We start from the raw sequence: 20,758 nt of genomic DNA, 5'->3' as shown, positions 1-20,758 counted from the left end.
CTGAGCTCAGCGCTTGAACAGATCCTTGTGCTGCTCGCGCAGCAACGCCTTCTGGACCTTGCCCATCGCATTGCGCGGCAGCTCGGACACCACGAAGCAGCGCTTCGGGATCTTGAAGTTGGCGAGCCTGGCCTTCAGCGTGGCGAGCACGGCGTCGCCGTCGACCACCGCGCCCGGCTTCGCGATCACGATCGCCACGCCGACCTCGCCGAAGTCCGCGTGCGCCACGCCGACCACCGCGCTTTCCGCGACGCCGGGCAGCTCGTTGATGTAGCCCTCGATCTCGGCTGGGTACACGTTGTAGCCGCCGCTGATGATCAGGTCCTTGCTGCGCCCGACGATCGTGATGTAGCCCAGGCCGTCGATCTTGCCGACGTCGCCGGTCTTGAAGAAGCCGTCGGCGGTGAACTCTTCCTTCGTCTTCTCCGGCATGCGCCAATAGCCCGCGAACACGTTCGGCCCGTCGACCTCGATGTTGCCGATCTCGTCGGTGCCGCAATCGAGCCCTTCACGGCCTTCCTCCGACGAACGCACCCGCAGCTGGACGCCCGGCAGCGCGAAGCCGACCGTGCCGCCGCGCCGCTCGCCCTGCACCGGGCTGTAGGGGTTGGACGTGAGCATCGCGGTCTCGCTCATGCCGTAGCGCTCGAGGATCGTGTGGCCGGTGCGTTCGCGCCACTCGCCGAAGGTCTCGATCAGCAGCGGCGCCGAGCCGGCGATGAACAGCCGCATGCGCGCGCAGGCCTTCTTCGTGAGGCCGGGCTCGGCCAGCATGCGCACGTAGAGCGTCGGCACGCCCATGAACACGGTGGCGTCGGGCAGGCGCGCGACCACGCGCTTCGGGTCGAAACGGTTGAGCCAGATCATCTTGCTGCCGTTGATCAGCGCGCCATGGATGGCGACGAACAGGCCATGCACGTGGAAGATCGGCAAGGCGTGGATCAGCACGTCGCCGCCCTCCGCCACGCCGCGCCAGCCCCAGTAGTCCTTGAGCACCTGCGCGTTCGACAGCAGGTTGCGGTGCGTCAGCATCGCGCCCTTGCTGCGGCCGGTGGTGCCGCTGGTGTAGAGGATCGCGGCCAGGTCGTCGTCGCTCTTCTGCGCGATGGTGTGCCGGTCGCTGCACAGCGCCGCGACCTCCAGCAGCGTGCCCGTGCGGTCGTCGTCGAGCGTGAAGACATGCTGCGTGCCGGCCGCCGTCGCGATCGGTCCGACCCACGAAGTGTTGGCACTGCTGCACACCACGACGGCCGGTTCGGCGTTGCCGATGAAGTACTCGATCTCGGCGCCGCGATAGGCGGTGTTCAGCGGCAGGAACACATAGCCGGCGCGCAGGGTCGCGAGGTACAGGATCATGGCCTCGACCGACTTCTCGACCTGCACGGCGATGCGTGCGCCGGCCTCGAGTTCGAGTGCATCGAGCAGGTTGGCGACCATCGCGCTCGCGCGGTCGAGGTCGCGCCATGAATAGAACAACCCGTCGTCGGTCTCGACGGCGATGCCGTCGAGGTCGGCCGGAAAGGCGGCGCGCAGTGCCGCGAACAGGTTGGCGTTGGTGGTGGATGAAGTGGCCGAAGTGGTCATGGTGCGTCGTGCTCGAAGGCTCAGAAAACGGGCGGTCGTTTGGCGATGAAGGCGGCGATGCCTTCGCGATGTTCGGATGAATCGGCGTAGTCGTAGGCCGTGGCCAGCAGGGCCTCGGGCAAGGGCGCGGCCAGCGCCGCGAAGGTGCGCTTGTTGAGCCGCGCGGCCATCGGCGCCAGGCCGGCGATGCGGCGCGCATGCGCGAGCGCGGCGTCGGCCACGTCGGCGTCGGCCAGCACGCGCAGCAGGAAGCCGGCGTCGTACAGCCGTCGCGCGTCGTGCACGCCGGCGGCCAGCAGCATGTCGCGCGCGAGCACGTCACCGATGGCGCCGCGCACCAGCGCCGCCTCGCGCGGCGCCATCGGAAAACCGAGCTTGGCGATCGGCGCGCCGAACTTCGCGGACTCACCCGCGAGCCGGACGTCGCAGCAGCTGGCGATCTCGATGCCGGCACCCATGCAGGCGCCTTCGATCCGTGCGACCAGCGGTACCTCGCAGGCCAGCATGGCGGCCAGCGCGGCCCAGACCTCGTCTTCGTGGAACGCCCGCAGGCCCGGCTCCGCGAACCGGAAGGACGGGTACTCGGAGATGTCCCCGCCCGCGCAGAACGCGCCTCCCTCGCCCTGCACGACCACGCAGCGCAGGGCCGCGTCCTGCGACAGCGTCTCGAAGGTCGCGCGCAGTTCGCGCCACATCGCGCGGCTCATGGCGTTGAGCCGGCCCGGGTGGTCCAGCGTCACGAAAGCGATGGCGCCGTCGCGGCGCGTCCTTACCTGTCCGGTCATGCAGATCCTGTGTTTGCAGTGCTATTCGAGTTTGGCGCCCGATGCCTTGACGACCTCGCCCCAGCGCCGGATCTCCGCGTTCACGAAGCCGCCGTAGGCCGCCATCGTGAGGTTCGGGATTTCCGAGCCGTTGGCGGCCCAGATGGTCTTGAGCTCGTCGGTGGCGAGCGCCTTCTTCATGTCGTCGATGATTTTCGCCTGCACCTCGGCCGACGTGCCCTTGGGTGCCCACAGGCCGTACCAGGTCGTCACCGTGTAGTCGGGCAGGCCCACCTCGGCCGCGCAGGGCACGTCCGGAAAGGCGGCGTTGCGCTGCCGGCCGGCCACCATCAACGCCTTGATGCGCCCACCCTTGATGTGCTGCGCCGACGAGCCCAGTCCGTCGAACAGCACGTCGACGTTGCCGGAGATCAGGTCCTGCAGCGCCGGCCCCGCGCCGCGGTAGGGAATGTGGGTGATGAAGGTGCCGGTCTGCAGCTTGAACAGCTCGCCCGCCAGGTGGTGCGACGTGCCCGCGCCGGCCGAGGCGTAGTTGAGCTTGCCGGGGTTCTTCTTCGCCTGCTCCACGAACTCCTGCAGCGTGTTGGCCGTGACGCGCTTCGGATTGACCACCACCACCTGCGGCACGTTGGCCAGCAGCATCAGCGGCACGAAGTCGCGCTCGATGTCGTAGTCCAGCTTCGGGTAGATCGCCGGCGCGATCGCATGGTGCACCGCACCCATGAACAGCGTGTAGCCGTCGGGCTGGGCCTTGGCCGCGACGCTGGCGCCGACGGTGCCGCCCGCGCCGCCGCGGTTGTCGATCACCAGCGTCTGGCCCGCGATCCGCGTGAACTGCGCCGACAGCGGCCGTGCGAAGGCATCGGTGCCCCCGCCGGCGGGGAACGGCACCACCAGCGTCACGGGCCGGGTCGGCCAGCCCGATTGCGCCCGGACGGCGCCGCCGCCAAGTGCGGCCGCGGCGGCGGCCAGGCGCAGAACGTCGCGCCGTTGAATGCAGTGGGTCATGTCTTTGTCTCCTGTCGTTGTTGAACTGCGAATGCGCCCGGGCCAGTGGCGCGCCGTGTGTCGGCCCTCGAAAAGCGATCCTTCGAAATCGTTGCGTCAGGGAGTGCCGGCCGGCGTCGTCGCCGGCTCAGCCCTTGAGGAACAGGCTCTCGACCTCGCCCGACACGGCGACCTTGCCCAGCGCCAGCGCGGCGCGATGCTTGTCGAGCCGCTTCAGGTCGTAGAGGTAGTTGACCATCAGTCCGTGCGACTGCTTCAGGCCCTTCGTCGACGGATCGCCGGCCCAGTTGAGGCGCTCCACGCGCGCGCCGTTGCCGAGGTGGAACCGCGCCACCGGATCGGCCGGCTTGCCGTCGACCATCGTGCGTCCCAGGTACTCGGCCGCGGCGTTCAGCAGCAGTTGCCGCACGGGCGACTTCGCGTCGAGCGAAAGCACGTCGTCGGCCGCGGCCAGCAGCCGGTCGGGCGTCGGCGGCAGCGAGCCCAACAGACGGCCGAGCGCGGCGGCACGCTTGCCGTCGAGCTTGTCCAGCACGCCGCCCGCGTTCTTCGCCAGCCAGCTCCGGAAGCCCGGGATCGGCGACAGCGTGGCGAAGGTCTTGAGCTTGGGCAATTCGGCCTGCAGCGTCTCGACCACACGCTTGATCAGCGAGTCGCCGAAGCTCACGCCGCGCAGGCCGTTCTGCGTGTTGCTGATCGAATAGAAGATCGCCGTGGTCGCCTTGTCGGGATGCGCGACCGCCGCGGTCTCGTCCAGCAGCGGCACGATGCCTTCGCTGATGCGGTCGACCAGCGCCACCTCCACGAAGATCAGCGGCTCGTTCGGCAGCCGCGGATGGAAGAAGCCATAGCAGCGGCGGTCGCCGTCGTCGAGCCGGTTCTTCACGTCCGACCAGCTCTTGATGTCGTGCACCGCCTCGTACTGGATCAGCTTCTCGATCAGCGATGCGGGCGAGTCCCAGCTGATGCGCCGCAGTTCGAGGAAGGCGACGTCGAACCAGGTGGAGAACAGGTGCTCGAGTTCGGCATCGAGCGGCACCAGCCGGCGGTCGGACTTGAGCTGCGGCAGCAGTTCGGCGCGCAGGTCGACCAGGAAGCGCATGCCGCCCGGATCGATCGCGAAGCGCTGCAGCAGGCGCGCGCGCGGCGACGACAGCGCGCGGCGCAATTGCACCTCGGCCTGGCCTTCGTCCGGCGTGCCGACCGCGGCCTCGTGCCGATCGCGCGCGGTGCGCAGCTTCTTCGGGTCGGGCGCGAAGCGTTCGCTCATCAGCAGCCACAGGTCGCGGCGCTCGGCCGGCTCGCAGCCTGCATACCAGCGCACGATCTCGCAGGCGCGGCGGCCGGCCTCGACTTCGCTGATGCGCGCATCGAGCACGGCTTCGAGCTCGCCCAGCACGCGCCGCAGCGTGCGCGGCGCCATGCCTTCGCCGTGGCGCCGCAGCGTGGCTTCGAGCCGCTCGGCCAGCGATCGCGGCGGCAGGGCCGGCGTGGCCTTGTCCTTCTTGCCCGCGGCGCCGTCGGCGGCCGCGGCATCGCCGTCGCCCGCACCGGGTTTCAGGCGCGAGACCTTGCTCGCGATCCAGGTGGAAGCATTCATGAAACGATCCTCGATTTCTGTGGAAGGGCCAGCGCGCGCAGGGCTTCGCGCTGGCGGGTCAGGTGGGTGCGCATGGCGGCTTCGGCGCCGTCGCTGTCGTGCGCCTTCAGCGCGGCGAACACGGCGAGGTGCTCCGACAGGCTCTGTTCGAGCCGGCCCGGCGCCCGCAATTGCTGCAGCCGCGCGAGCTTGAGGATCTTGCGCAGATCGCCGATCACCCCCGCCAGCCAGCGGTTGTCGGCCAGCGTGATGATGGCCTCGTGGATCTGGAAGTTGGTCGCGTAGTAGTCGTTGATGCGCTTGGCGCGCGCATGCCGTGAGAGCCGCTCGTGCAGCGTCTCGAGCGCGGCGATGTCGGCGTCGCTGGCGTTGCGCGCGGCCTCCCAGGCGCAGCGGCCCTCCAGCAGCGCGATGACCGGGAAGATCTCGTCGAGATCGCGCTGCGTGACCTCGGCCACGAAGCAGCCTCGGCGCGGCACGTGGCGCAGCAGGCCTTCGGCCGTGAGCACCTTGAGCGCCTCGCGCAAGGGCGTGCGCGAGATGGCGAGCCGCTCGCACAGCGCCAGCTCGTCCAGGAAGCTGCCGGGCGCGAGCGCGCCGGAGAAGATCTCCTCCCGCAGCCGGGTGGCGACCTCGTCGTGCAGCGAGTTGGGGACGAGTTGCATGGCGCTGGTGGCGACGCGCCCGATGTGTCGGGCAGTGGCGCCGTAATTTCCGGTAATTACGCGTAATTATGGGAAGGCATGTCGTTCGTGGCAACGGCGGTGCCGCTGGGGGTAACCCTCGAACCCGTACCTCGGGCAACCATACGTCGTGGCCGTCACGCGGCCTACCAATGACCGGGCTTTCTGACAGGCTTTTTCCTCGTCGGAACAATGTCTGGGAGCTGCGCGGCGGCCAGTTCCTCGTCCAGTATGTATCTGCGTGTCCAATGCGCATGCGCTGCCAGGCTGACACTGAACCGGCGCTGCGCTGAACCTTCCGCTGGCGGCCTGACCGGGGTGACGAGCCCGATCACGATCGCAGGAAAGTCCTCCCGCAGCGCTTCAAGTGCCGGCTCCGCATCGCTGTCGTTGGAGCACAGAACGATCTGGTCAAAAAGCCCTTTGCAGGCATCCCTGTACATCGCCATGGCGATGTTCACATCCGTCTTTTTTTCCTCGATCCGCCATACCCTCGTCAAGCGCTGCCGATCGTAGGGCTGCCCATCGACGAAGGCCGGCATCAGCGCACCCTTTCGATCCATGCTGTGGTTGCCAAGCTTGATCGAGAACCGGCGAGGATGACGATGCGCAAGCGCGCGGTGATAGCTGTCCTGGGCGTCCACGGAATCCTGTCCGTGTGATGCGAACGAGCCGAGCGCAGGCGCAGTGAAGAATTTGACGGCCTCCACGACCGAGGTCGGATCCTGGGTGTTCAGCAACGCATCGAACAGCGCAGGCATGTCGAGCCATTTGAAAGCAGAGCCTCTCAAGCGCCCGTAATACAGGTTGTAGCCATCAACGTAGACGGCCGTCTTCTTCTGCTCCACCCCTGGCTCCCCAAAATATCCGGGCGTGAAAAAACCGCCCTCGGGCGGTTTTTTCTTCCCAAGCAGTCGCCAACTGAACGGCGCCACAAAGGAGGAGTGGTGCCGCTATTTTAGTGCGATCACGTTGAGCGGCAAAACAACCTCGTCGGGCATTCTGTCGTTGGTACGCACCGGCATACGGGTCGGTTTCGGCGTTCTTGTCACGAATCTCGCCCTCTCATCGGAAAGGTCGATCGACAAACAGGACCTTCAACGCAGCGACGCGCTGCGGCTACAGTCGATGCGCCGTGCCCTCCGCCTCCTCCACACACCTGCCCGCCGCAGCGCCTCTCGACACCGCCGCACCCGCCGACCGCCCCCTGCCCATGCGCAACGGCGTCGGCCCGAGCGTCGTCGGGCTGCCGGCCGGCCCGTGGCCGACGATGCTGGACTTTCTCTGCGAGCGTTTCCCGCGGATCGCGCGGGACACCTGGCGCGAACGCATGCAGGCCGGCGACGTGGTCGACGACCAGGCCAGGCCGATCGGCATCGATGCGCCCTATCAGGGTCATCAGCGGCTGTACTACTACCGTGCGATCGCGCAGGAGCCGCGCATCCCCTTCGACGAGGTGCTGCTGTTCCAGGATGCGCACCTGGTGGTGGCCGACAAGCCGCATTTCCTGCCGGTCACGCCCACCGGCAAGTACCTGCAGGAAAGCCTCCTGGTGCGGCTGAGGCGCAAGCTCGGCATCGACACGCTGGCACCGATCCATCGCATCGATCGCGGTACCGCCGGGCTGGTGCTGTTCTGCGTGCAGCCAGGGGATCGAGCGGCCTACCAGAAGCTCTTCGCGGATCGCGGCGTGCACAAGAACTACGAGGCGATCGTCCACTGGCCCGCCGGCATGCAGCTGCCCGCCGCACGGCGCAGCCGGCTGGTGCAGGACGCGTCCTTCCTGCGCACGGCAGAGGCCGATGGCGAGCCGAATTCGGAGACCTTCTTCGAACTGATCGAACGCCTGGGCGATCACCGCGCCCGGTTAAGCCTGTCGCCGGTCACGGGCCGCAAGCACCAGTTGCGCGTGCACTGCAACGCGCTGGGCATGCCGATCGTCAACGACCCGATCTACCCCGAACTGCTGCCGGCCGACCGCGAAGACCATGCGCAGCCGCTGCAATTGCTGGCGAAGACGCTCGCCTTCACGGACCCGTGCAACGGCAAGGCGCGCAGCTTCGCGTCGACGCTGCGGCTTGCAGGCTGAACGGCCGCTGCCGTCGCACCCCGGTCGCGCGGACTATTCCAGCTTCATGCCCGAATCCGCGACCAGCTTCGCCAGGCGCTCCTTCTCGGTCCGGACGAAGCGTTCGAAATCGGGCCGCGCGCCTCGCATCGGTTGCGCGCCACCGCGCTCCATCACGGCGATGAGTTCCGGATCGCTCGCATAGGCGCGCTGGGCCGCGCCGGCGATGCGGTCGAGGACCGCCGGTGGCGTGCCCTTCGGCGCGTAGATGCCGCCCCAGTGCTGCATCTGGATCGTCGGAAAGCCCTGCTCGACCGTGGTCTCGACATCCTGCAACGCGCCACTGCGCTCGCGTGCGGTGAGCGCCAGCGCGCGCAGCTTGCCGCCGCGCACATAGCCGGCCACGCCGATCGGCGCCTCCGACGCGATGTCGACTTCACCGCCGATCAGCGCCGTGGTGGTCTGCGAGCCGCTCTTGTAGTGCACGACCGTCACCGGCACGCCCAGCGCCTCCTGGACCATCTCCGCGACGAAGTGGCCGGTGCTGCCAGGGCCCGCGGTGCCGAAGGTGATCACGCCCTTCGACTTGCCGTAGGCCTGCAGGTCCTTGAGGCTCTTCACGCTCGACGTCGCACTGGTGACGATCACTGACGGTGCCGTGCTGGTCGCGACCACCGGCACGAGGTCGCTGTCGGCATAGGGCATCTTCACGCGCAGCAGCGGATTCGCGATGGCGCCATTGCCCGCCGACAGCAGCGTGTAGCCATCGGGCGCGCTCTTGGCGACCATGTCCGAGCCGATGATGCCGCCCGCACCGGGCCGGTTATCGACCACGATGGGCTGGCCCAGAAGCCGGCTCATGGCCTGCGCCATCGCGCGCACGTTGGTGTCGCCGGGTCCGCCGGCCGAGAACGGCAGCACCAGCCGGATCGGCCGGTCCGGCCAGGCGGCCTGGCCGCGTGCGCCGGCCGGCAGCACGGCCCACGCGGCCGCGCCCAGCATCAGCGCGCGGCGCTGCAGCAGGAGAGAAGGAATGCGCATGCGAATGTCTCCTCGTTCTGACGGGCTCAGTCGAAAGCGGGCCGGACGGCCGGCGCCAACAGCGCCAGCAGCTCGCGCACGTCGCCCAGCGATTCGATCGACCGCACGGCGCGCTCGATCGCCTGCTGGCGCGGCGTGTCGATCAGGCCGTCGGTGAGCGCGCGGAACTTGGCGGCCACCGCGTCGCTGTCCTGTGGATGCTCGATCGCCCGCGACGCGTTGCGCCGCACCTCGATGCGCTGGCCGTCGGTGAAGGTCACCGCGACCCGCGTCTGGCCGCGGCCCAGCGGGCCGCCCGCATCGAAGGCCGGCTCGTGCAACACGGCGATGCGCGGCAGCAAGGCCCACACGTCGTCGGCATCGATGCGGGCCGGCGAGAACTGCGCGACCATCGCCGCTCCGTCGATCACCGCCACGGCCAGCGCGTAGCCGATGTTCATCTGCGCACCGATCGGCGTGAGCGGCCGCTCGGGCACCCACCAGCCGTGGTGATACACGGCATGCGAGACATGGCATTCGATGCGCTCGATCTCGCCCGCCTTCAACGGCCGCTGGGCACCGACGTCGAACAGCGCATCCAGCGGCGAGTGGATGCCGCCCATGGCCGCGTAGGGCTTGATCACGATGCGCTCGACCTCCCAGCGCGTGCCGAGGCCGGCGGTGATCTGCGAGGCGTCCGGGTCGTGGCCTTCGCCGAAGGTCGACAGGAACCCACCATATTCGCGCTCGAACACCCGCTTGATGCCCGTGTAGCCGCCTTCGGCCAGCACCGCGGCATACAGCCCGTTGCGCGCCGAGAAGCCATGGTGCATGCGTTTGCACATCGCCTCGTACTGCGCCGCCATGAGCCCTGCCGACTGCGTGCCGGCCAGGCCCAGTGCGTCCTCGAAACGCGCCGGATCGAGCCCCAGCAGCTTGCCGACTGCCGCCGCCGCCGCGTGCGTGCCGAACACCGAACCCGAATGCCAGCCGCGCGACAGCATCTGCGCACCGTGCAGCGCCATGCCGACGCGCGGGCCGACCTCGTAGCCGACCATCGCGGCCTCGAGAAAGCGCCGGCCGCTCACTGGCAGATCGCCTTCGGCGGCGGCCCAGAGCGCAGGCAGCACGATGGATGCGCTGTGCAACGGGCCGAGCGGGTGGTAGTCGTCGAGCTCGAAGCCCTGGATGAAGGTGCCGTTGAGCAGCGCCGCGCCGGGCGCACTGGTGCGCGCACCCCAGCCGACGATCGTGCGGTCGCCCTGCCCCTCGAACCTGCGCACGATGTCCGCGGCGGTGCGCGACCACGGCAGCTGGGCACCGACGATCGCGCAGCCGATGCCGTCGAGCGTCAGCGCCTTGGCGCGTTCGCGCGCGGAGTCGGGTGCCTGGTCGAGCGTGAAGTCCGCAAGCCAGTGGCACAGGCGGCCGGTGGGGCCTTCAGGGTCGGTCGTCCCGCTGCGGGCGGGCGTGGCGTGAGGATTGGAAGTCTGCATGTGCGCTGCCCCTCAATCGACCTGCACGCCGCTGTCGTTCACCGCCTGGCCCCACTTCTGCACCTCGGCATGCAGGAAGCGGCCGAACTCCGCGGGCGTGGTGATCGCCAGTTCGCCGCCGGTGGCACGGATCGACTCCTGGATCTCCGGGCTGGCGGCCGCGCGCCGGATGGCGTCGTGCAGCAGGCTCACCGTGGCCGGCGGCGTGCCGGCCGGCGCGAGGAAGCCGACCCACGAGCTGATGTCGAAGCCCTTCAAGCCCTGCTCGTCGACAGTGGCGGTGCCGGGCAGTTGTGGACTGCGCTTGAGGCTCGAAATGGCCAACGCCTTCAGCTTGCCGGCCTTCACCTGCGGCAGCGTGCTGGCCATGGCGTCGAACATGATCGGCACCTGCCCGGCCATGACGTCGTTCACCGCGGCGGGCGACCCCTTGTAGGGGATGTGGTTGAGCTGCAGCCCGGCCTGCCGCTCCAGCACCACCATCGCCAGATGGGCCGTGATGCCGTTGCCGCCCGAGGCGAAGTCGACCTTCCCCGGCCGCGCCTTGGCGTAGACGACCAGTTCCGGCAGGTTGTTCGGCGGGAACGACGGCGTCGCCACCAGCAGCAAGGCGCCGGTGCTCACCTGCGCCACCGGGGCGAAGTCCTTCAGCGTGTCGTACGGCAGCTTCTTGTAGAGCGTCGGGTTGATGGCCATCTGGCCCAGCGTGCCGAGCAGCAGCGTGGTGCCGTCGGGCGCGCTCCGCTTCACCTCCTGGGCGCCGATGCTGCCGTTGGCACCCGGGCGGTTGTCGACGATCACCGGCTGGCCCAGCTCCTTCGTCAGTGCCGCGGCGAAATTGCGGGCCACGATGTCGACGGTCTGCCCCGCGGGATAGCCGACGACGATGCGCAAGGGCTTGGGTGCAAGAAGGCCTTGCGCGAAGACCGACGCCGGCACGGCGAGCAGCGCCGGAAGCGCCAGGCAGGCGGCGCCGAGTCCGCGCAGGATGGAAATGGTTGGCATGGCAATGTCTCGTGGTTGTTCTGGTGATGAGGATCAGGCGGCGTCCGTGGGCACGTACACGGTGCCGGCCATCAGCCGGCGTGCCGTGCGGGCGATGCCCAGCGCGTCGAAGCGCGTCTGTGCCGGGTCTGCGGCGGGGCGGACGACGACCTTCACGTCCATCACGCCCAGCGGATGGCCGATGCGCAGCGTGTGGCTGCCGTTGCGCGCACCCACGGCGGCATGGACCAGCGTGCCCGGCACGCGCGATGCCGCGGCCGTGCACAGCGAGCCGGTGCCGGCCATGCTGTCGTGGCACTTTCCGAGGAAGACGAGACGCGCCCGCAGGTCGCAGCCACCGGCCTTCACGACGCTGTGGTTGGTGTCCGCGTAGTCGGCCGGCTCGGCCACGATCACGGCCAGCGGCAGGCCGGGCAGATGCACGTCGCGCCAATGCCGGTACAGGCCGATCCGCTCGCCGGCCTTGGCCTGCAGCTCGCCGATCGTCTCGATCAGCGCACGGTCCGCCGAGATGCCGGGCGGCAGCTCGCTGCCGCCCAGGCCGAGCGAACTGGCGGCGATGAAGACGCAGGGCGTGGCGGCGTCGACCACCGACACCTCGATGCGCCGGCCGTCTTCCAGCGCGATGGTGTCGACCGCCTGGCCGGTGGGCAGCAGCCTGCCGGTCTTGGCACCGAGCGTGTCGGTGTAGTCCATCAGGATCTCGGCGCCGGTACCCGGGACACCGGCGATCGCGCAATCGCCGTGCACGCGCGCCTTGCCGTTGCGCACCTGCACCTTCGACACCAGCAGCGTGCCGGTGTTGGTGTTGTGGATGCGCACCGTGGTCACCGGCTCGACGGCTGTCACCAGCCCTTCGTCGATCGCGAACGGGGCGACGGCCGACGAGATGTTGCCGCAGTTGGCGTCGTAGCCGACGAGGTCGCGATCGACGTCGACCTGCGCGAAGGTGTAGTCCACGTCGGCGTCCTCGCGCGCGGAGCGCTGGATGATCGCGACCTTGGACGTCACCAGCCGCGAACCGCCGAGCCCGTCGATCTGGAGCACGTCGGGCGTGCCCATGGCGCGCTTGAGCAGGCGGTCGCGCGCAGGGCCGGGCGGTGGCACGTCGGCCTGGTGGAAGAACAGCGCCTTGCTCGTGCCGCCGCGCATCAGCACGCAACGCACCTCGGTCTGTTCGGCATCGGGATCATGTAGCGGGGTCATGGGCTTTCACTCCAATGGATAGGTCTTGACGAGCGCGCCGAGCCGCTCGCTCTCCTCGCGCACCTGCGCGGCGAATTCGGCGGGCGAATTGACGACCGGCTCCGCGCCCGCGGCAGCGATGGTCTTCTGCACGTCGGCGTCCTTCACCGCCTCGCGCAACGCAGCCACGATGCCGTTGGCCACGGCCGCCGGCGTGCCCTTGGGCGCGAACAGGCCGAACCACGTGACCGACTGGAACTGCGGAAAGCCCGCCTCGGCCGTGGTCGGCACCTCGGGCAGCACGGCGGCGCGCTGGCGGCCCTGCGTCGCGAAGATCTTCAGCGTGCCGGCCTTGTAGTGCGGCAAGGCGGCCGTGATGCCGGTGAACGCCATGTTGACGTTGTTCGAGATCAGGTCGGTCACGATCGCGCCGGTGCCGCGGTAGTTGACGACGATCAGGTTCGGAATGCCGGCCTCGGCCGCGAGCTGCCTGGCGGAGATCCGCGCCAGGCTCTCGCCGCTCGCCAGCGAGCACGGCTGCACCGCCGTCTTGCAGTAAGCGATGAACTCCGCGAACGTGCGCGCCGGCAGCTTGGCGCTCGCGACGATCGCCGCCGGCGACTGCGACACGGCGGTCAGCGGATCGAGCCTCGCCAGCGGGTCGATGCCCTTCAGCCCCGGCGTGTACTTGGTGACGACGATGGCCGGCACCTGCAGCAGCAGCGTGTAGCCGTCGGGCCTGGCTTCCATCACGCGGCGCGTGCCGATCAGGCCATCGGCGCCCGGCACGTTGTCGACCACCACGGGATGCCCCCAGAGCACGCCGAGCTGCTTCGACACGGCACGTGCAGTGGCGTCGGTGCCGCCGCCCGCGCTGTAGGGCACGACCAGCGTGACGGGCCGGTCGGGCTTCCACACGGCCTGCGCATGGGCCCAGGGCGATGCCATGGCGACCGCCAGCAGTGCGCCGACGTTGAAGAGGGTCTGTCGTCGTTGTCTTGTCATTCGTGTTGTCTCCGTATGTCTCTTGTCTTCTTGTATGGCGCCGGCGGGCTCGGCGCGTCTTCAGGGCGGCTGCGGCTTCACGGGCCGCGCGTGCAGCCAGTCGCGCCTGAACAGCCCGACGAGCCGGCTGCACGCCACGGCCCTGTCGTGCAGTACCGGCATCAAGCGCTCGCGCGTGGGCACCGCGCCAGGCGCCTGCAGCAACGCGAACAGCTGGAACACATAGCGATGCGTGCCATGTCCGGGCAATGGCCGCGCGCCCGCGTAGCCCGCCATGGCGCCTTCCGCGAGGCATGTGGTGCTCGCTGTGCCGGTGGCGATGCCGTGCACGAAGGCGTGGCGCAAGGGAACGTCCGGGTCTTCCACAATCAGCGCCCAGTGCGTGGCGGCCGCGGGCAATGCGCTCCAGTGCAGCTCGGGCGACAGGTTGCCGCCGACGCCCTCGCCGGCCTGCCGCAGGTCCAGCGCGCCGTCGTGGGTGAACGATGCGCTGCGCAACGCCGGCCCGTCGGGCAGCGAGGCCAAGGCCGGATCGTTGCAGGCCAGCGTCGCATCGCCGGCATGGCGGCCCCGCAGCGGCAACCCGATCCAGCGCAGCATGAAGCGATTCATGCCGCCGCCTTCGCGCCGGCCGACGGCCAGGCCCACGGCCGCCGGCGCCGGTCGGCGGCCTGCCATTCGCGGATCAGCGCGTCGTCCTTCAGCGTGAGCCCGATGTCGTCCAGCCCGTGCAGCAGGGCTTCGCGGCGCAACGGATCGACCTCGAAGGCCTGGACGCTGCCGTCCGGCGCGGTGACATGGCGGGCCTGCAGGTCGATCGTGGCGGGTGCGCCATCTGCGCAGAGCCTGGCCAGCGCGTCGACCCGCCCGGCCGGCCAGCGGATCGCCAGCATGCCGTTCTGGAAGCAGTTGCTGAAGAAGATGTCGCCGAAGCTCGGCGCGATCACGCAGCGCACGCCCATGCCCTGCAGCGCCCACACGGCACCCTCGCGCGACGAGCCGCAGCCGAAGTTGTCGCCCGCCAGCAGGATCGGCGCGCCGCGAAAGGCCGGACGGTTGAACACGAAGGACGGATCCTCGCTGCCGTCCTCGCGATAGCGCAGCGCTTCCAGCGCGTAGGCACCCAGGCCATCGCGCGATGTCGAGGCGGTCAGACGCTCGATGCGCACGATGACGTCGGTGTCGACGTTGGCGCGCGGCAGGTGCGCCGCGGCGCCGGTCAATGTGGTGAAGGGCTGCATGGTCATTCGATCACCTCGGCGCTGCGGGCGACGGCGCCGAGCGCCGCCACGTCGGTGATGGCGCCGGCGATGGCAGCGGCGGCGGCCATCGCCGGGCTGGCCAGATGCGTGCGCGCGCCCGGCCCCTGGCGACCGACGAAGTTGCGGTTGGACGTCGACACCGAGCGCCGCTGCGGCGGCACCTGCTCGCCATTGGCGGCCACGCACATGCTGCAGCCGGGCTCGCGCCAGGCGAAGCCCGCGGCCTCGAAGACCTCGCGCAGGCCTTCGGCCTCGGCTGCGCGCTTGACGTTTTCCGAACCCGGCACGACCCAGGCGGTCACGCCCGCGGCGACCTGCCGGCCGCGCGCCACGTCGGCCGCCGCGCGAAGGTCCGACAGCCGCGAGTTGGCGCAGGAGCCGATGAAGACCCAGTCGACCGGCGTGCCCGCAATCGCCTCGCCGGCCGCCAGCCCCATGTAGTCGAGCGCCGCCGCCAGCGTGTCGCGCTGTGCCGGATCGGCACTGGCCTGCGGATCGGGAATGCGGGCATCGATGGCGATGGCGTGCTCGGGGCTCGTGCCCCAGGTGATGGTGGGCCGCACCGCCGAGGCATCGATGACTTCCTCGCGATCGAACGCCGCATCGGCGTCGCTCGGCAATGTTCGCCAGTAGGCCGCCGCCTCGTCGAAGGCCGCGCCCTGCGGCGCGAAAGGCCGGCCGCGCAGGTAGTCGACCGTGCGCTGGTCGGGTGCCACCATGCCGAAGCGCGCGCCCAGCTCGACCGACAGGTTGCACAGCGTGAGCCGGCCCTCGACGTCCATCGCCTCGATCGCCGGACCGGCGAACTCGATGGCCGAGCCCACGCCGGCCGCGGCGCCCAGCCGGCCGATGATGTGCAGCGCCAGGTCCTTCGCCGTGACGCCGGCGCGCAATGCGCCGTCGCAGCGGATGCGCAACTGCCTGGGCTTCTGCTGGCGCAGCGTCTGCGTGGCGAGCGCATGCGTGCTCTCGGACGAGCCGACGCCGAAGGCCATCGCGCCGAGGCCGCCGTTGGTGCAGGTGTGGCTGTCGCCGCAGATCAGCGTGAGGCCGGGCAGCACGATGCCGAGCTCCGGCCCCATCACATGCACGATGCCCTGGCCCGGCTCGCCGAGATCGAACATGCGCACGCCCATCTCGGCGCTGCGGCTCTTGAGCGCCGCATGCAGCCGGCCGCCCAGCGGAAAGGTGGTCGCGACGCGGCCCGGCTGGCTCGACACCGCGTGGTCGGGCGTCGAGAAGACGAGCTCCGGGTCATGCAGCGGCAACCCGCGGGCCGCGACCTCGGCCAGCGCGGGCGGGCCCGACAGGTCGTGCAGCAGATGGCGGTCGATGTGCAGCAACGCCCAGCCGTCGCCGAGCTCGCGGATCACGTGGGCGTCCCACAGCTTGTCGAACAGCGTGCGCGCCATGTCATTGGCCCATCGTGGCGCCGGCGTTGAAGCGGGTGCGCAGCGCGTCCCACTCGTCGGCGCCGAAACGGCGAAACGTCTGGGCCACGGTCTGGTTCACCGCGGGCGCCTTGTGCGTCGCCTTGAGCTCGGCCAGCGCGGCGTCGCCGGCCTCGATCGCGGCCTTCAGCATGAGGCCCGGCAGGATCGCGAGCTTGTAGCCCATGGCTTCGACCTCGCGCAGATCGATGTTCGGCGTGCGGCCGCCGGGCACCACGTTCAGCAGGCAGGGGCCATGCACGCGCCGGGGCACGGCCGCGACTTCCTCGAGGGTCTGCGTGGCTTCGACGAAGGCCACGTCGGCACCGGCCTCGAGCGCCGCATTGGCACGCCACACGGCTTCGTCGAGGTCGAGCATCGCGCGGGCGTCGGTGCGGGCGATGACCACGAAGTCGGGCGTGCGGCGCGCCTCGACGGCGGCGCGGATCTTCGAGACGAACTCCTCGCGCGAGATGACCTGCTTGCCGTCGAGATGGCCGCAGCGCTTGGGCGACACCTGGTCCTCGATGTGGATCGCGGCGACGCCGCGCGCCTCGTATTCGCGCACGGTGCGCGTCACGTTGAGCTCGTTGCCGTAGCCGGTGTCGGCATCGGCGATCAGCGGGATCGACACGGCGCGAGCCATGACGGCGGCGTTGTCGACCATCTCGCTCATCGTGAGCAGGCCGAAATCGGGAAAGCCGCGTGCAGCCGAGGTACCGGCGCCGGTCATGTAGACCGCGGAGAAGCCGGCCTGCTCGATCAGCCGGGCACCGATGCCGTCGTATGCACCGGGGGCGATCACCATGCCGGGGGATTGCAGTTGCCGGCGCAGGCCGGAGGCGGGTTGCGGGTTCGTCATCGGTGTCTCCGTGGGACGTTTCGTGATGTTGTCGATCTAGTTGTACTAAGAATATCACAACATAAACACAAGTCAACGAAGCTATGCTGCCGGCTTTCGGCCCGCTTTCGACGCGTCCATCGACCTCTTTCCCCTCCTTCCCTGCATCGCCCATGAACCCGCTGACGTCCTCGTCCTCCTCCGCGCCCGCACGCGTCGCCCTGGCCAAGGGCACGTCGCTTCATCGACAGCTGTTCCTGGTGCTGCGCGACCAGATTGCGCAGGGCGCGTTCGCGCCGGGTGGCGTGCTGCCCAAGGAAGAGGCGCTGTGCGAGCGCTTCGGCGTGTCGCGCATCACGGTGCGCCGCGCGCTCGCGGATCTCGCGGCGCTGGGGCTGGTGGAGCGCCGGCACGGGCTCGGCACCTTCGTGCGCGCCGACCTGCCGATGGCGCGCGCCGTCCCGAGCCTGAGCCTGATCGACAGCCTCAAGAAGGCCGCGCTGGAAACGCAGGTCAAGGTGCTGGAAGTCGCGCACGACGCGCCGCCGCGGGACATCGCGACGCTGCTGCACCTCGAGCCCGGCGTGCAGGCGGTCCACGCGATCCGGCTGCGCAGCATCCGCGAGACGCCGGTGATGCTGACCGACGCCTGGGTGCCGACGGACCTCGGCAAGAAGGTGTCGGCCAGCGCGCTGCGCAAGAACGCGCTGTATGAACTGCTGCTGGCGCAGGGCGTCGAATTCGGCCGCGTGGTGCAGGAGATCACGGCCGTGGCGGCCGATCCGGCACGCGCACAGGTGCTGCAGACCGAAGTGGGCGCGCCGTTGCTGAAGCTGGTCCGCGTGATGCACGACACCGCCGCGCGGCCGGTGCAGCACCTGACCGCCTACATGTCACCCGAACACAGCCGCATCCTGATGGACATTCCGGGCCCGACCGTCAATACGCTGAGCGCCGGCCAGATCGTGCACGACGTGCACTGAGCGTCCGCCGGCGTCGGCCTGTCGCGGCGTTCAGGCGCCGGAGCCCCTTGACCGCCATGCGCGGGCAGGTTGCGCCAGAATCGAGCGGATGAACTGCCTCAGATACCTCTCTCCTCTTGCGCTCGCATGCGTTCTCGCCGGTTGCGGCACGCCTTCCCATGAAATCGTGACCTATCCCGATGGCACGACGCGCACGCCGACGTCCGCCGACGCCGCCAGCTATTGCCGGGACAAGGGCCTGACGGCGCAGATCCGCGGGAAGGCGGCCGGTGAAACCGGCGTGATGTTCCGCTGCATCTGACGCGGCAGCGCGCCGGCGTCGCTCTCGCATCCTCCGCACCGCCCACCCGTCATGTCCATGCCCGCGCAACCGGATGGCCCATGCCGCACCTTTGCCATCACCCGGGAAAACCTGGGAGACGGCTCGCTGATGTCGGCCTTGCGCGCGACGGCGCCGCCGGGCACGACGATGCGCTCGCCGGCCGAACTGGCAGCCACGCTGGACGCCGCGCTCCTCGGCCAGAAGGACGGCGCCGACATCCATGTCTTCGGCTATGGATCGTTGATGTGGAACCCCGCCATCCACTACGCCGAATCGATGCGCGCCAGCGTGCAGGGCTGGCACCGGCGCTTCTGCCTGCGCCTCTACATGGCGCGCGGCTCGATGCAGACGCCCGGGCTGATGCTGGCGCTCGACCAGGGCGGCAGCTGCGATGGCGTCGTCTTCCGCATCGCGGGCGAACGTGCGCGCGAGGAACTGTTGGTTCTCTGGCAGCGGGAGATGATGTCGGGCACGTACCACGCACGCTGGGTCGACGCCGTCACGCCGGCCGGACCGGTGCCTGCCCTGACCTTCGTCGCGAACCGCGAGCACGTCCGCTACACGGGCGAACTCAGCGATGCAGAGGCTGCGCACTTCATCGCGACCGGGCATGGCAGCCTGGGCAGTTGCGCCGAGTACTTCGAGAACACGGCGCACGCGCTGCGCGACCTGGGCATCGAGGATGCCAGCATCGCGCGCCTGGCGCTGGCGTTGAAAGCCGCCACGGCGGCGACCGCCGCACCATCGGCGCCGGTGTAACCGGAAGCGCTCCGGCATCGAATTAGAAAGACCGGCACGCGCAACCCATGTGCGTGCCCGCCCATTTCTTCCATCCCGACAGAAAGCGACACGCCATGAGACACGATCCGACGCAACGCGCCACCCTGCAACACCCCCTGCTCTCGCGCCGATGGCTGCTGGGCGGCGGCCTGCTGCTGGCCGGCGTGATGGCGATCTATCCGGCAGCGCCGTCGGGCGCGGCGGAAAAGGCCGTGGCGATTGCCGCGCCGGCCGACGATGCGCCGGCCGCATCGGAAGGCACAAGCGCCACCGCGGTGGTGGCGGGCGGCTGCTTCTGGGGTGTGCAGGGCGTGTTCCAGCACGTGAAGGGCGTGACGAACGCCGTGTCGGGCTATGCGGGCGGCGACGAGAAATCGGCGCGCTACGAGATCGTCAGCTCCGGCAGCACCGGCCACGCCGAAGCGGTGCGCATCACCTACGACCCCAAGCAGATCAGCTATGGCCGCATCCTGCAGATCTATTTCTCGGTGGCACATAACCCGACCGAACTGAACCGCCAGGGACCGGACCACGGAACCCAGTACCGCTCGGCGATCTTTCCGCAGAATGCCGAACAGGCACGCGTCGCGAAGGCCTACATCGACCAGTTGGGCAAGGCGAAGAGTTTTGGGGAGCCGATCGTCACGACCATCGAGATGCAGAAGCGCTTCTTCCCGGCGGAGGCTTATCACCAGGACTACCTGACGCGCAATCCGAACCAGCCGTACATCGTTTACAACGACCTGCCGAAGATCGACGAGCTCAAGCGCGTCTTCCCGGCGGTCTACCGCGCAGCGCCGGTGCTGGTCGGCGCGGGCGCCTGAGTGCGGTGAGGGCTGCAGCCGCAGGTCAGCGGCTGCCATCGATGCCCAGGGTTCAGGCCGTGCGCCGCTTCGGCGCCGTGGCGTAGAGCCAGATCCCGAACGCGATCATCGGCACGCAGAGCCATTGGCCCATGCTCATGTTGAGCGCGAGCAGGCCAAGGAAATCATCGGGCTCGCGGAAATATTCGGCGATGAAGCGCATCAGGCCATAGCCGATCAGGAACACCGCCGACACGCGGCGCTCGGGCCGTTCCTTGCGCGCGTAAAGCCACAGGATGACGAAGAGCAGCAAGCCCTCGAGCAGGAACTGATAGACCTGCGACGGGTGCCGCGGCAGCATCGATCCGCTCTGCGGAAACACCATGCCCCAGGGCAGGTCCGGGCTGCTGAAGCGGCCCCAGAGTTCGCCGTTGATGAAGTTGCCCACCCGGCCCGCGGCCAGGCCGGTCGGCACGCAGGGCGCGACGAAGTCCATCACCTGCCAGTACGGGCGCTTGCGCGAATGCGCGAACCACAGCATGGACGCGATCACGCCGAGCAGCCCGCCGTGGAAGCTCATGCCGCCCTGCCAGACCATGAAGATCTCCAGCGGATGCGTGAGGTAGAAACCGGGCTTGTAGAACAGGCAGTAGCCGAGCCGGCCGCCGACGATCACGCCCATCACGCCGAGGAACAGGATGTCTTCGACGTCCTTGCGGCTCCAGGCGCCCGGCCCGGTGATCGAGCGGAACGGCTCGTGCCGCAGCCGGCGCGTGCCGAGGAAGAAGAACAGCGCGAAGGCCGCGAGGTAGGTGAGGCCGTACCAATGGATGGCCAGGGGACCGATCTGCAGTGCGATCGGGTTGATCTGCGGATACATGAGCATCCGGCGATTGTG

The 20,758-nt window shown here is 69.3% G+C and carries 21 protein-coding genes; 5 read left to right on the top strand and 16 right to left on the bottom strand.

The genetic code is table 11. The features are described 5' to 3' along the window. Positions 1 to 6 precede the first annotated feature (6 nt). From AC07PZ_RS25015 to AC07PZ_RS24990, 6 genes are all read right to left on the bottom strand, one after another. Positions 7 to 1,584 (bottom strand): malonate--CoA ligase, encoded by a 1,578-nt coding sequence (locus AC07PZ_RS25015; protein ID WP_495297859.1) that lies wholly within the window; start codon positions 1,582 to 1,584, stop codon positions 7 to 9. A gap of 20 nt (positions 1,585 to 1,604) precedes the next feature. Continuing rightward, positions 1,605 to 2,369, bottom strand: coding sequence for an enoyl-CoA hydratase/isomerase family protein (locus AC07PZ_RS25010; protein ID WP_495297858.1), 765 nt, complete (start codon positions 2,367 to 2,369; stop codon positions 1,605 to 1,607). 21 nt (positions 2,370 to 2,390) lie between these two features. Further along, on the bottom strand, positions 2,391 to 3,377 hold the full coding sequence (locus tag AC07PZ_RS25005; RefSeq protein ID WP_495297857.1) for a Bug family tripartite tricarboxylate transporter substrate binding protein: 987 nt from the start codon (positions 3,375 to 3,377) through the stop codon (positions 2,391 to 2,393). A 127-nt stretch (positions 3,378 to 3,504) separates the two neighbouring features. Beyond that, complete coding sequence (locus AC07PZ_RS25000) at positions 3,505 to 4,977, bottom strand: malonyl-CoA decarboxylase (protein WP_495297856.1); 1,473 nt, start codon at positions 4,975 to 4,977, stop codon at positions 3,505 to 3,507. Further along, positions 4,974 to 5,642: a GntR family transcriptional regulator gene (locus tag AC07PZ_RS24995; protein WP_495297855.1), complete on the bottom strand. Its 669-nt coding sequence runs from the start codon at positions 5,640 to 5,642 to the stop codon at positions 4,974 to 4,976. Before AC07PZ_RS24995 ends, AC07PZ_RS25000 begins: the two co-directional genes overlap by 4 nt. Before the next feature lie 164 nt (positions 5,643 to 5,806). Then, positions 5,807 to 6,595: an NYN domain-containing protein gene (locus AC07PZ_RS24990; RefSeq protein ID WP_495297854.1), complete on the bottom strand. Its 789-nt coding sequence runs from the start codon at positions 6,593 to 6,595 to the stop codon at positions 5,807 to 5,809. Between the two features lie 278 nt (positions 6,596 to 6,873). Between AC07PZ_RS24990 and AC07PZ_RS24985 the strand changes: the two genes are divergently transcribed. Then, positions 6,874 to 7,749, top strand: a complete 876-nt coding sequence (locus AC07PZ_RS24985; RefSeq protein WP_495297988.1) for a pseudouridine synthase — start codon at positions 6,874 to 6,876, stop codon at positions 7,747 to 7,749. Between the two features lie 33 nt (positions 7,750 to 7,782). Here the strand turns inward: AC07PZ_RS24985 and AC07PZ_RS24980 are convergent, their stop codons facing one another. From AC07PZ_RS24980 to AC07PZ_RS24940, 9 genes are read right to left on the bottom strand one after another with little or no spacing between them, the layout of a single operon-like run. After that, complete coding sequence (locus AC07PZ_RS24980; RefSeq protein WP_495297853.1) at positions 7,783 to 8,769, bottom strand: Bug family tripartite tricarboxylate transporter substrate binding protein; 987 nt, start codon at positions 8,767 to 8,769, stop codon at positions 7,783 to 7,785. 26 nt (positions 8,770 to 8,795) lie between these two features. After that, positions 8,796 to 10,244 carry an MmgE/PrpD family protein gene (locus AC07PZ_RS24975; protein ID WP_495297852.1) on the bottom strand — a complete coding sequence of 483 codons (1,449 nt, stop codon included), beginning with the start codon at positions 10,242 to 10,244 and terminating at the stop codon, positions 8,796 to 8,798. 12 nt (positions 10,245 to 10,256) lie between these two features. Next, entirely contained in the window at positions 10,257 to 11,249 is a 993-nt protein-coding gene (locus AC07PZ_RS24970; RefSeq protein WP_495297851.1) for a tripartite tricarboxylate transporter substrate binding protein, read from the bottom strand. A gap of 33 nt (positions 11,250 to 11,282) precedes the next feature. Next, complete coding sequence (locus AC07PZ_RS24965; protein ID WP_495297850.1) at positions 11,283 to 12,455, bottom strand: 2-methylaconitate cis-trans isomerase PrpF family protein; 1,173 nt, start codon at positions 12,453 to 12,455, stop codon at positions 11,283 to 11,285. Positions 12,456 to 12,461: 6 nt separating this feature from the next. Further along, the gene (locus AC07PZ_RS24960) at positions 12,462 to 13,439 is read right to left on the bottom strand and encodes a Bug family tripartite tricarboxylate transporter substrate binding protein (protein WP_495297849.1); all 978 of its coding nucleotides are present in this window, start codon (positions 13,437 to 13,439) and stop codon (positions 12,462 to 12,464) included. A 60-nt stretch (positions 13,440 to 13,499) separates the two neighbouring features. After that, a complete protein-coding gene (locus AC07PZ_RS24955; protein ID WP_495297848.1) occupies positions 13,500 to 14,051 on the bottom strand; it encodes a YbhB/YbcL family Raf kinase inhibitor-like protein in 552 nt (183 codons plus the stop codon). After that, the gene (gene leuD / locus AC07PZ_RS24950; RefSeq protein WP_495297987.1) at positions 14,048 to 14,680 is read right to left on the bottom strand and encodes a 3-isopropylmalate dehydratase small subunit; all 633 of its coding nucleotides are present in this window, start codon (positions 14,678 to 14,680) and stop codon (positions 14,048 to 14,050) included. The genes AC07PZ_RS24955 and leuD overlap by 4 nt, the downstream gene beginning before the upstream one ends. Positions 14,681 to 14,682: 2 nt before the next feature. After that, on the bottom strand, positions 14,683 to 16,113 hold the full coding sequence (gene leuC / locus AC07PZ_RS24945) for a 3-isopropylmalate dehydratase large subunit (RefSeq protein WP_495297847.1): 1,431 nt from the start codon (positions 16,111 to 16,113) through the stop codon (positions 14,683 to 14,685). Position 16,114: 1 nt separating this feature from the next. Beyond that, a complete protein-coding gene (locus tag AC07PZ_RS24940) occupies positions 16,115 to 16,993 on the bottom strand; it encodes an isocitrate lyase/PEP mutase family protein (protein ID WP_495297846.1) in 879 nt (292 codons plus the stop codon). A gap of 152 nt (positions 16,994 to 17,145) precedes the next feature. On the opposite strand from AC07PZ_RS24940, the gene AC07PZ_RS24935 reads away from it, so the two are divergent. The 4 genes from AC07PZ_RS24935 (at position 17,146) to msrA (ending at position 19,881) form a co-directional block, all read left to right on the top strand. Continuing rightward, complete coding sequence (locus tag AC07PZ_RS24935) at positions 17,146 to 17,955, top strand: GntR family transcriptional regulator (protein ID WP_495297845.1); 810 nt, start codon at positions 17,146 to 17,148, stop codon at positions 17,953 to 17,955. Between the two features lie 166 nt (positions 17,956 to 18,121). After that, positions 18,122 to 18,256: a hypothetical protein gene (locus tag AC07PZ_RS24930; RefSeq protein ID WP_495297844.1), complete on the top strand. Its 135-nt coding sequence runs from the start codon at positions 18,122 to 18,124 to the stop codon at positions 18,254 to 18,256. A gap of 51 nt (positions 18,257 to 18,307) precedes the next feature. Further along, entirely contained in the window at positions 18,308 to 19,036 is a 729-nt protein-coding gene (locus AC07PZ_RS24925) for a gamma-glutamylcyclotransferase (RefSeq protein ID WP_495297843.1), read from the top strand. Between the two features lie 95 nt (positions 19,037 to 19,131). Beyond that, entirely contained in the window at positions 19,132 to 19,881 is a 750-nt protein-coding gene (gene msrA, locus AC07PZ_RS24920) for a peptide-methionine (S)-S-oxide reductase MsrA (RefSeq protein ID WP_495297842.1), read from the top strand. 52 nt (positions 19,882 to 19,933) lie between these two features. Here msrA and lgt read toward each other — a convergent pair whose 3' ends face one another. Then, positions 19,934 to 20,746: a prolipoprotein diacylglyceryl transferase gene (gene lgt, locus AC07PZ_RS24915; protein WP_495297841.1), complete on the bottom strand. Its 813-nt coding sequence runs from the start codon at positions 20,744 to 20,746 to the stop codon at positions 19,934 to 19,936. Positions 20,747 to 20,758: the final 12 nt, after the last annotated feature.

It is taken from the genome of Variovorax sp. GW821-FHT10B04, assembly GCF_059415645.1.
The sequence above is the reverse complement of the archived record's forward strand: the minus strand, read 5'-3'. Positions and strand labels throughout refer to the sequence as shown.

What these genes read in the sequence shown, in the direction of transcription:
- AC07PZ_RS24980 (WP_495297853.1), bottom strand. Translation starts at nt 8,769, where the DNA reads ATGCGCATTCCTTCTCTCCTGCTGCAGCGCCGCGCGCTGATGCTGGGC.
- AC07PZ_RS24965 (WP_495297850.1), bottom strand. Translation starts at nt 12,455, where the DNA reads ATGACCCCGCTACATGATCCCGATGCCGAACAGACCGAGGTGCGTTGC.
- AC07PZ_RS25010 (WP_495297858.1), bottom strand. Translation starts at nt 2,369, where the DNA reads ATGACCGGACAGGTAAGGACGCGCCGCGACGGCGCCATCGCTTTCGTG.
- AC07PZ_RS25015 (WP_495297859.1), bottom strand. Translation starts at nt 1,584, where the DNA reads ATGACCACTTCGGCCACTTCATCCACCACCAACGCCAACCTGTTCGCG.
- AC07PZ_RS24925 (WP_495297843.1), top strand. Translation starts at nt 18,308, where the DNA reads ATGTCCATGCCCGCGCAACCGGATGGCCCATGCCGCACCTTTGCCATC.
- AC07PZ_RS24975 (WP_495297852.1), bottom strand. Translation starts at nt 10,244, where the DNA reads ATGCAGACTTCCAATCCTCACGCCACGCCCGCCCGCAGCGGGACGACC.
- leuC (WP_495297847.1), bottom strand. Translation starts at nt 16,113, where the DNA reads ATGGCGCGCACGCTGTTCGACAAGCTGTGGGACGCCCACGTGATCCGC.
- AC07PZ_RS24935 (WP_495297845.1), top strand. Translation starts at nt 17,146, where the DNA reads ATGAACCCGCTGACGTCCTCGTCCTCCTCCGCGCCCGCACGCGTCGCC.
- lgt (WP_495297841.1), bottom strand. Translation starts at nt 20,746, where the DNA reads ATGCTCATGTATCCGCAGATCAACCCGATCGCACTGCAGATCGGTCCC.
- AC07PZ_RS25000 (WP_495297856.1), bottom strand. Translation starts at nt 4,977, where the DNA reads ATGAATGCTTCCACCTGGATCGCGAGCAAGGTCTCGCGCCTGAAACCC.
- AC07PZ_RS24970 (WP_495297851.1), bottom strand. Translation starts at nt 11,249, where the DNA reads ATGCCAACCATTTCCATCCTGCGCGGACTCGGCGCCGCCTGCCTGGCG.
- AC07PZ_RS24995 (WP_495297855.1), bottom strand. Translation starts at nt 5,642, where the DNA reads ATGCAACTCGTCCCCAACTCGCTGCACGACGAGGTCGCCACCCGGCTG.
- AC07PZ_RS24985 (WP_495297988.1), top strand. Translation starts at nt 6,874, where the DNA reads ATGCGCAACGGCGTCGGCCCGAGCGTCGTCGGGCTGCCGGCCGGCCCG.
- AC07PZ_RS24960 (WP_495297849.1), bottom strand. Translation starts at nt 13,439, where the DNA reads ATGACAAGACAACGACGACAGACCCTCTTCAACGTCGGCGCACTGCTG.
- AC07PZ_RS24940 (WP_495297846.1), bottom strand. Translation starts at nt 16,993, where the DNA reads ATGACGAACCCGCAACCCGCCTCCGGCCTGCGCCGGCAACTGCAATCC.
- msrA (WP_495297842.1), top strand. Translation starts at nt 19,132, where the DNA reads ATGAGACACGATCCGACGCAACGCGCCACCCTGCAACACCCCCTGCTC.
- AC07PZ_RS24955 (WP_495297848.1), bottom strand. Translation starts at nt 14,051, where the DNA reads ATGAATCGCTTCATGCTGCGCTGGATCGGGTTGCCGCTGCGGGGCCGC.
- leuD (WP_495297987.1), bottom strand. Translation starts at nt 14,680, where the DNA reads ATGCAGCCCTTCACCACATTGACCGGCGCCGCGGCGCACCTGCCGCGC.
- AC07PZ_RS25005 (WP_495297857.1), bottom strand. Translation starts at nt 3,377, where the DNA reads ATGACCCACTGCATTCAACGGCGCGACGTTCTGCGCCTGGCCGCCGCC.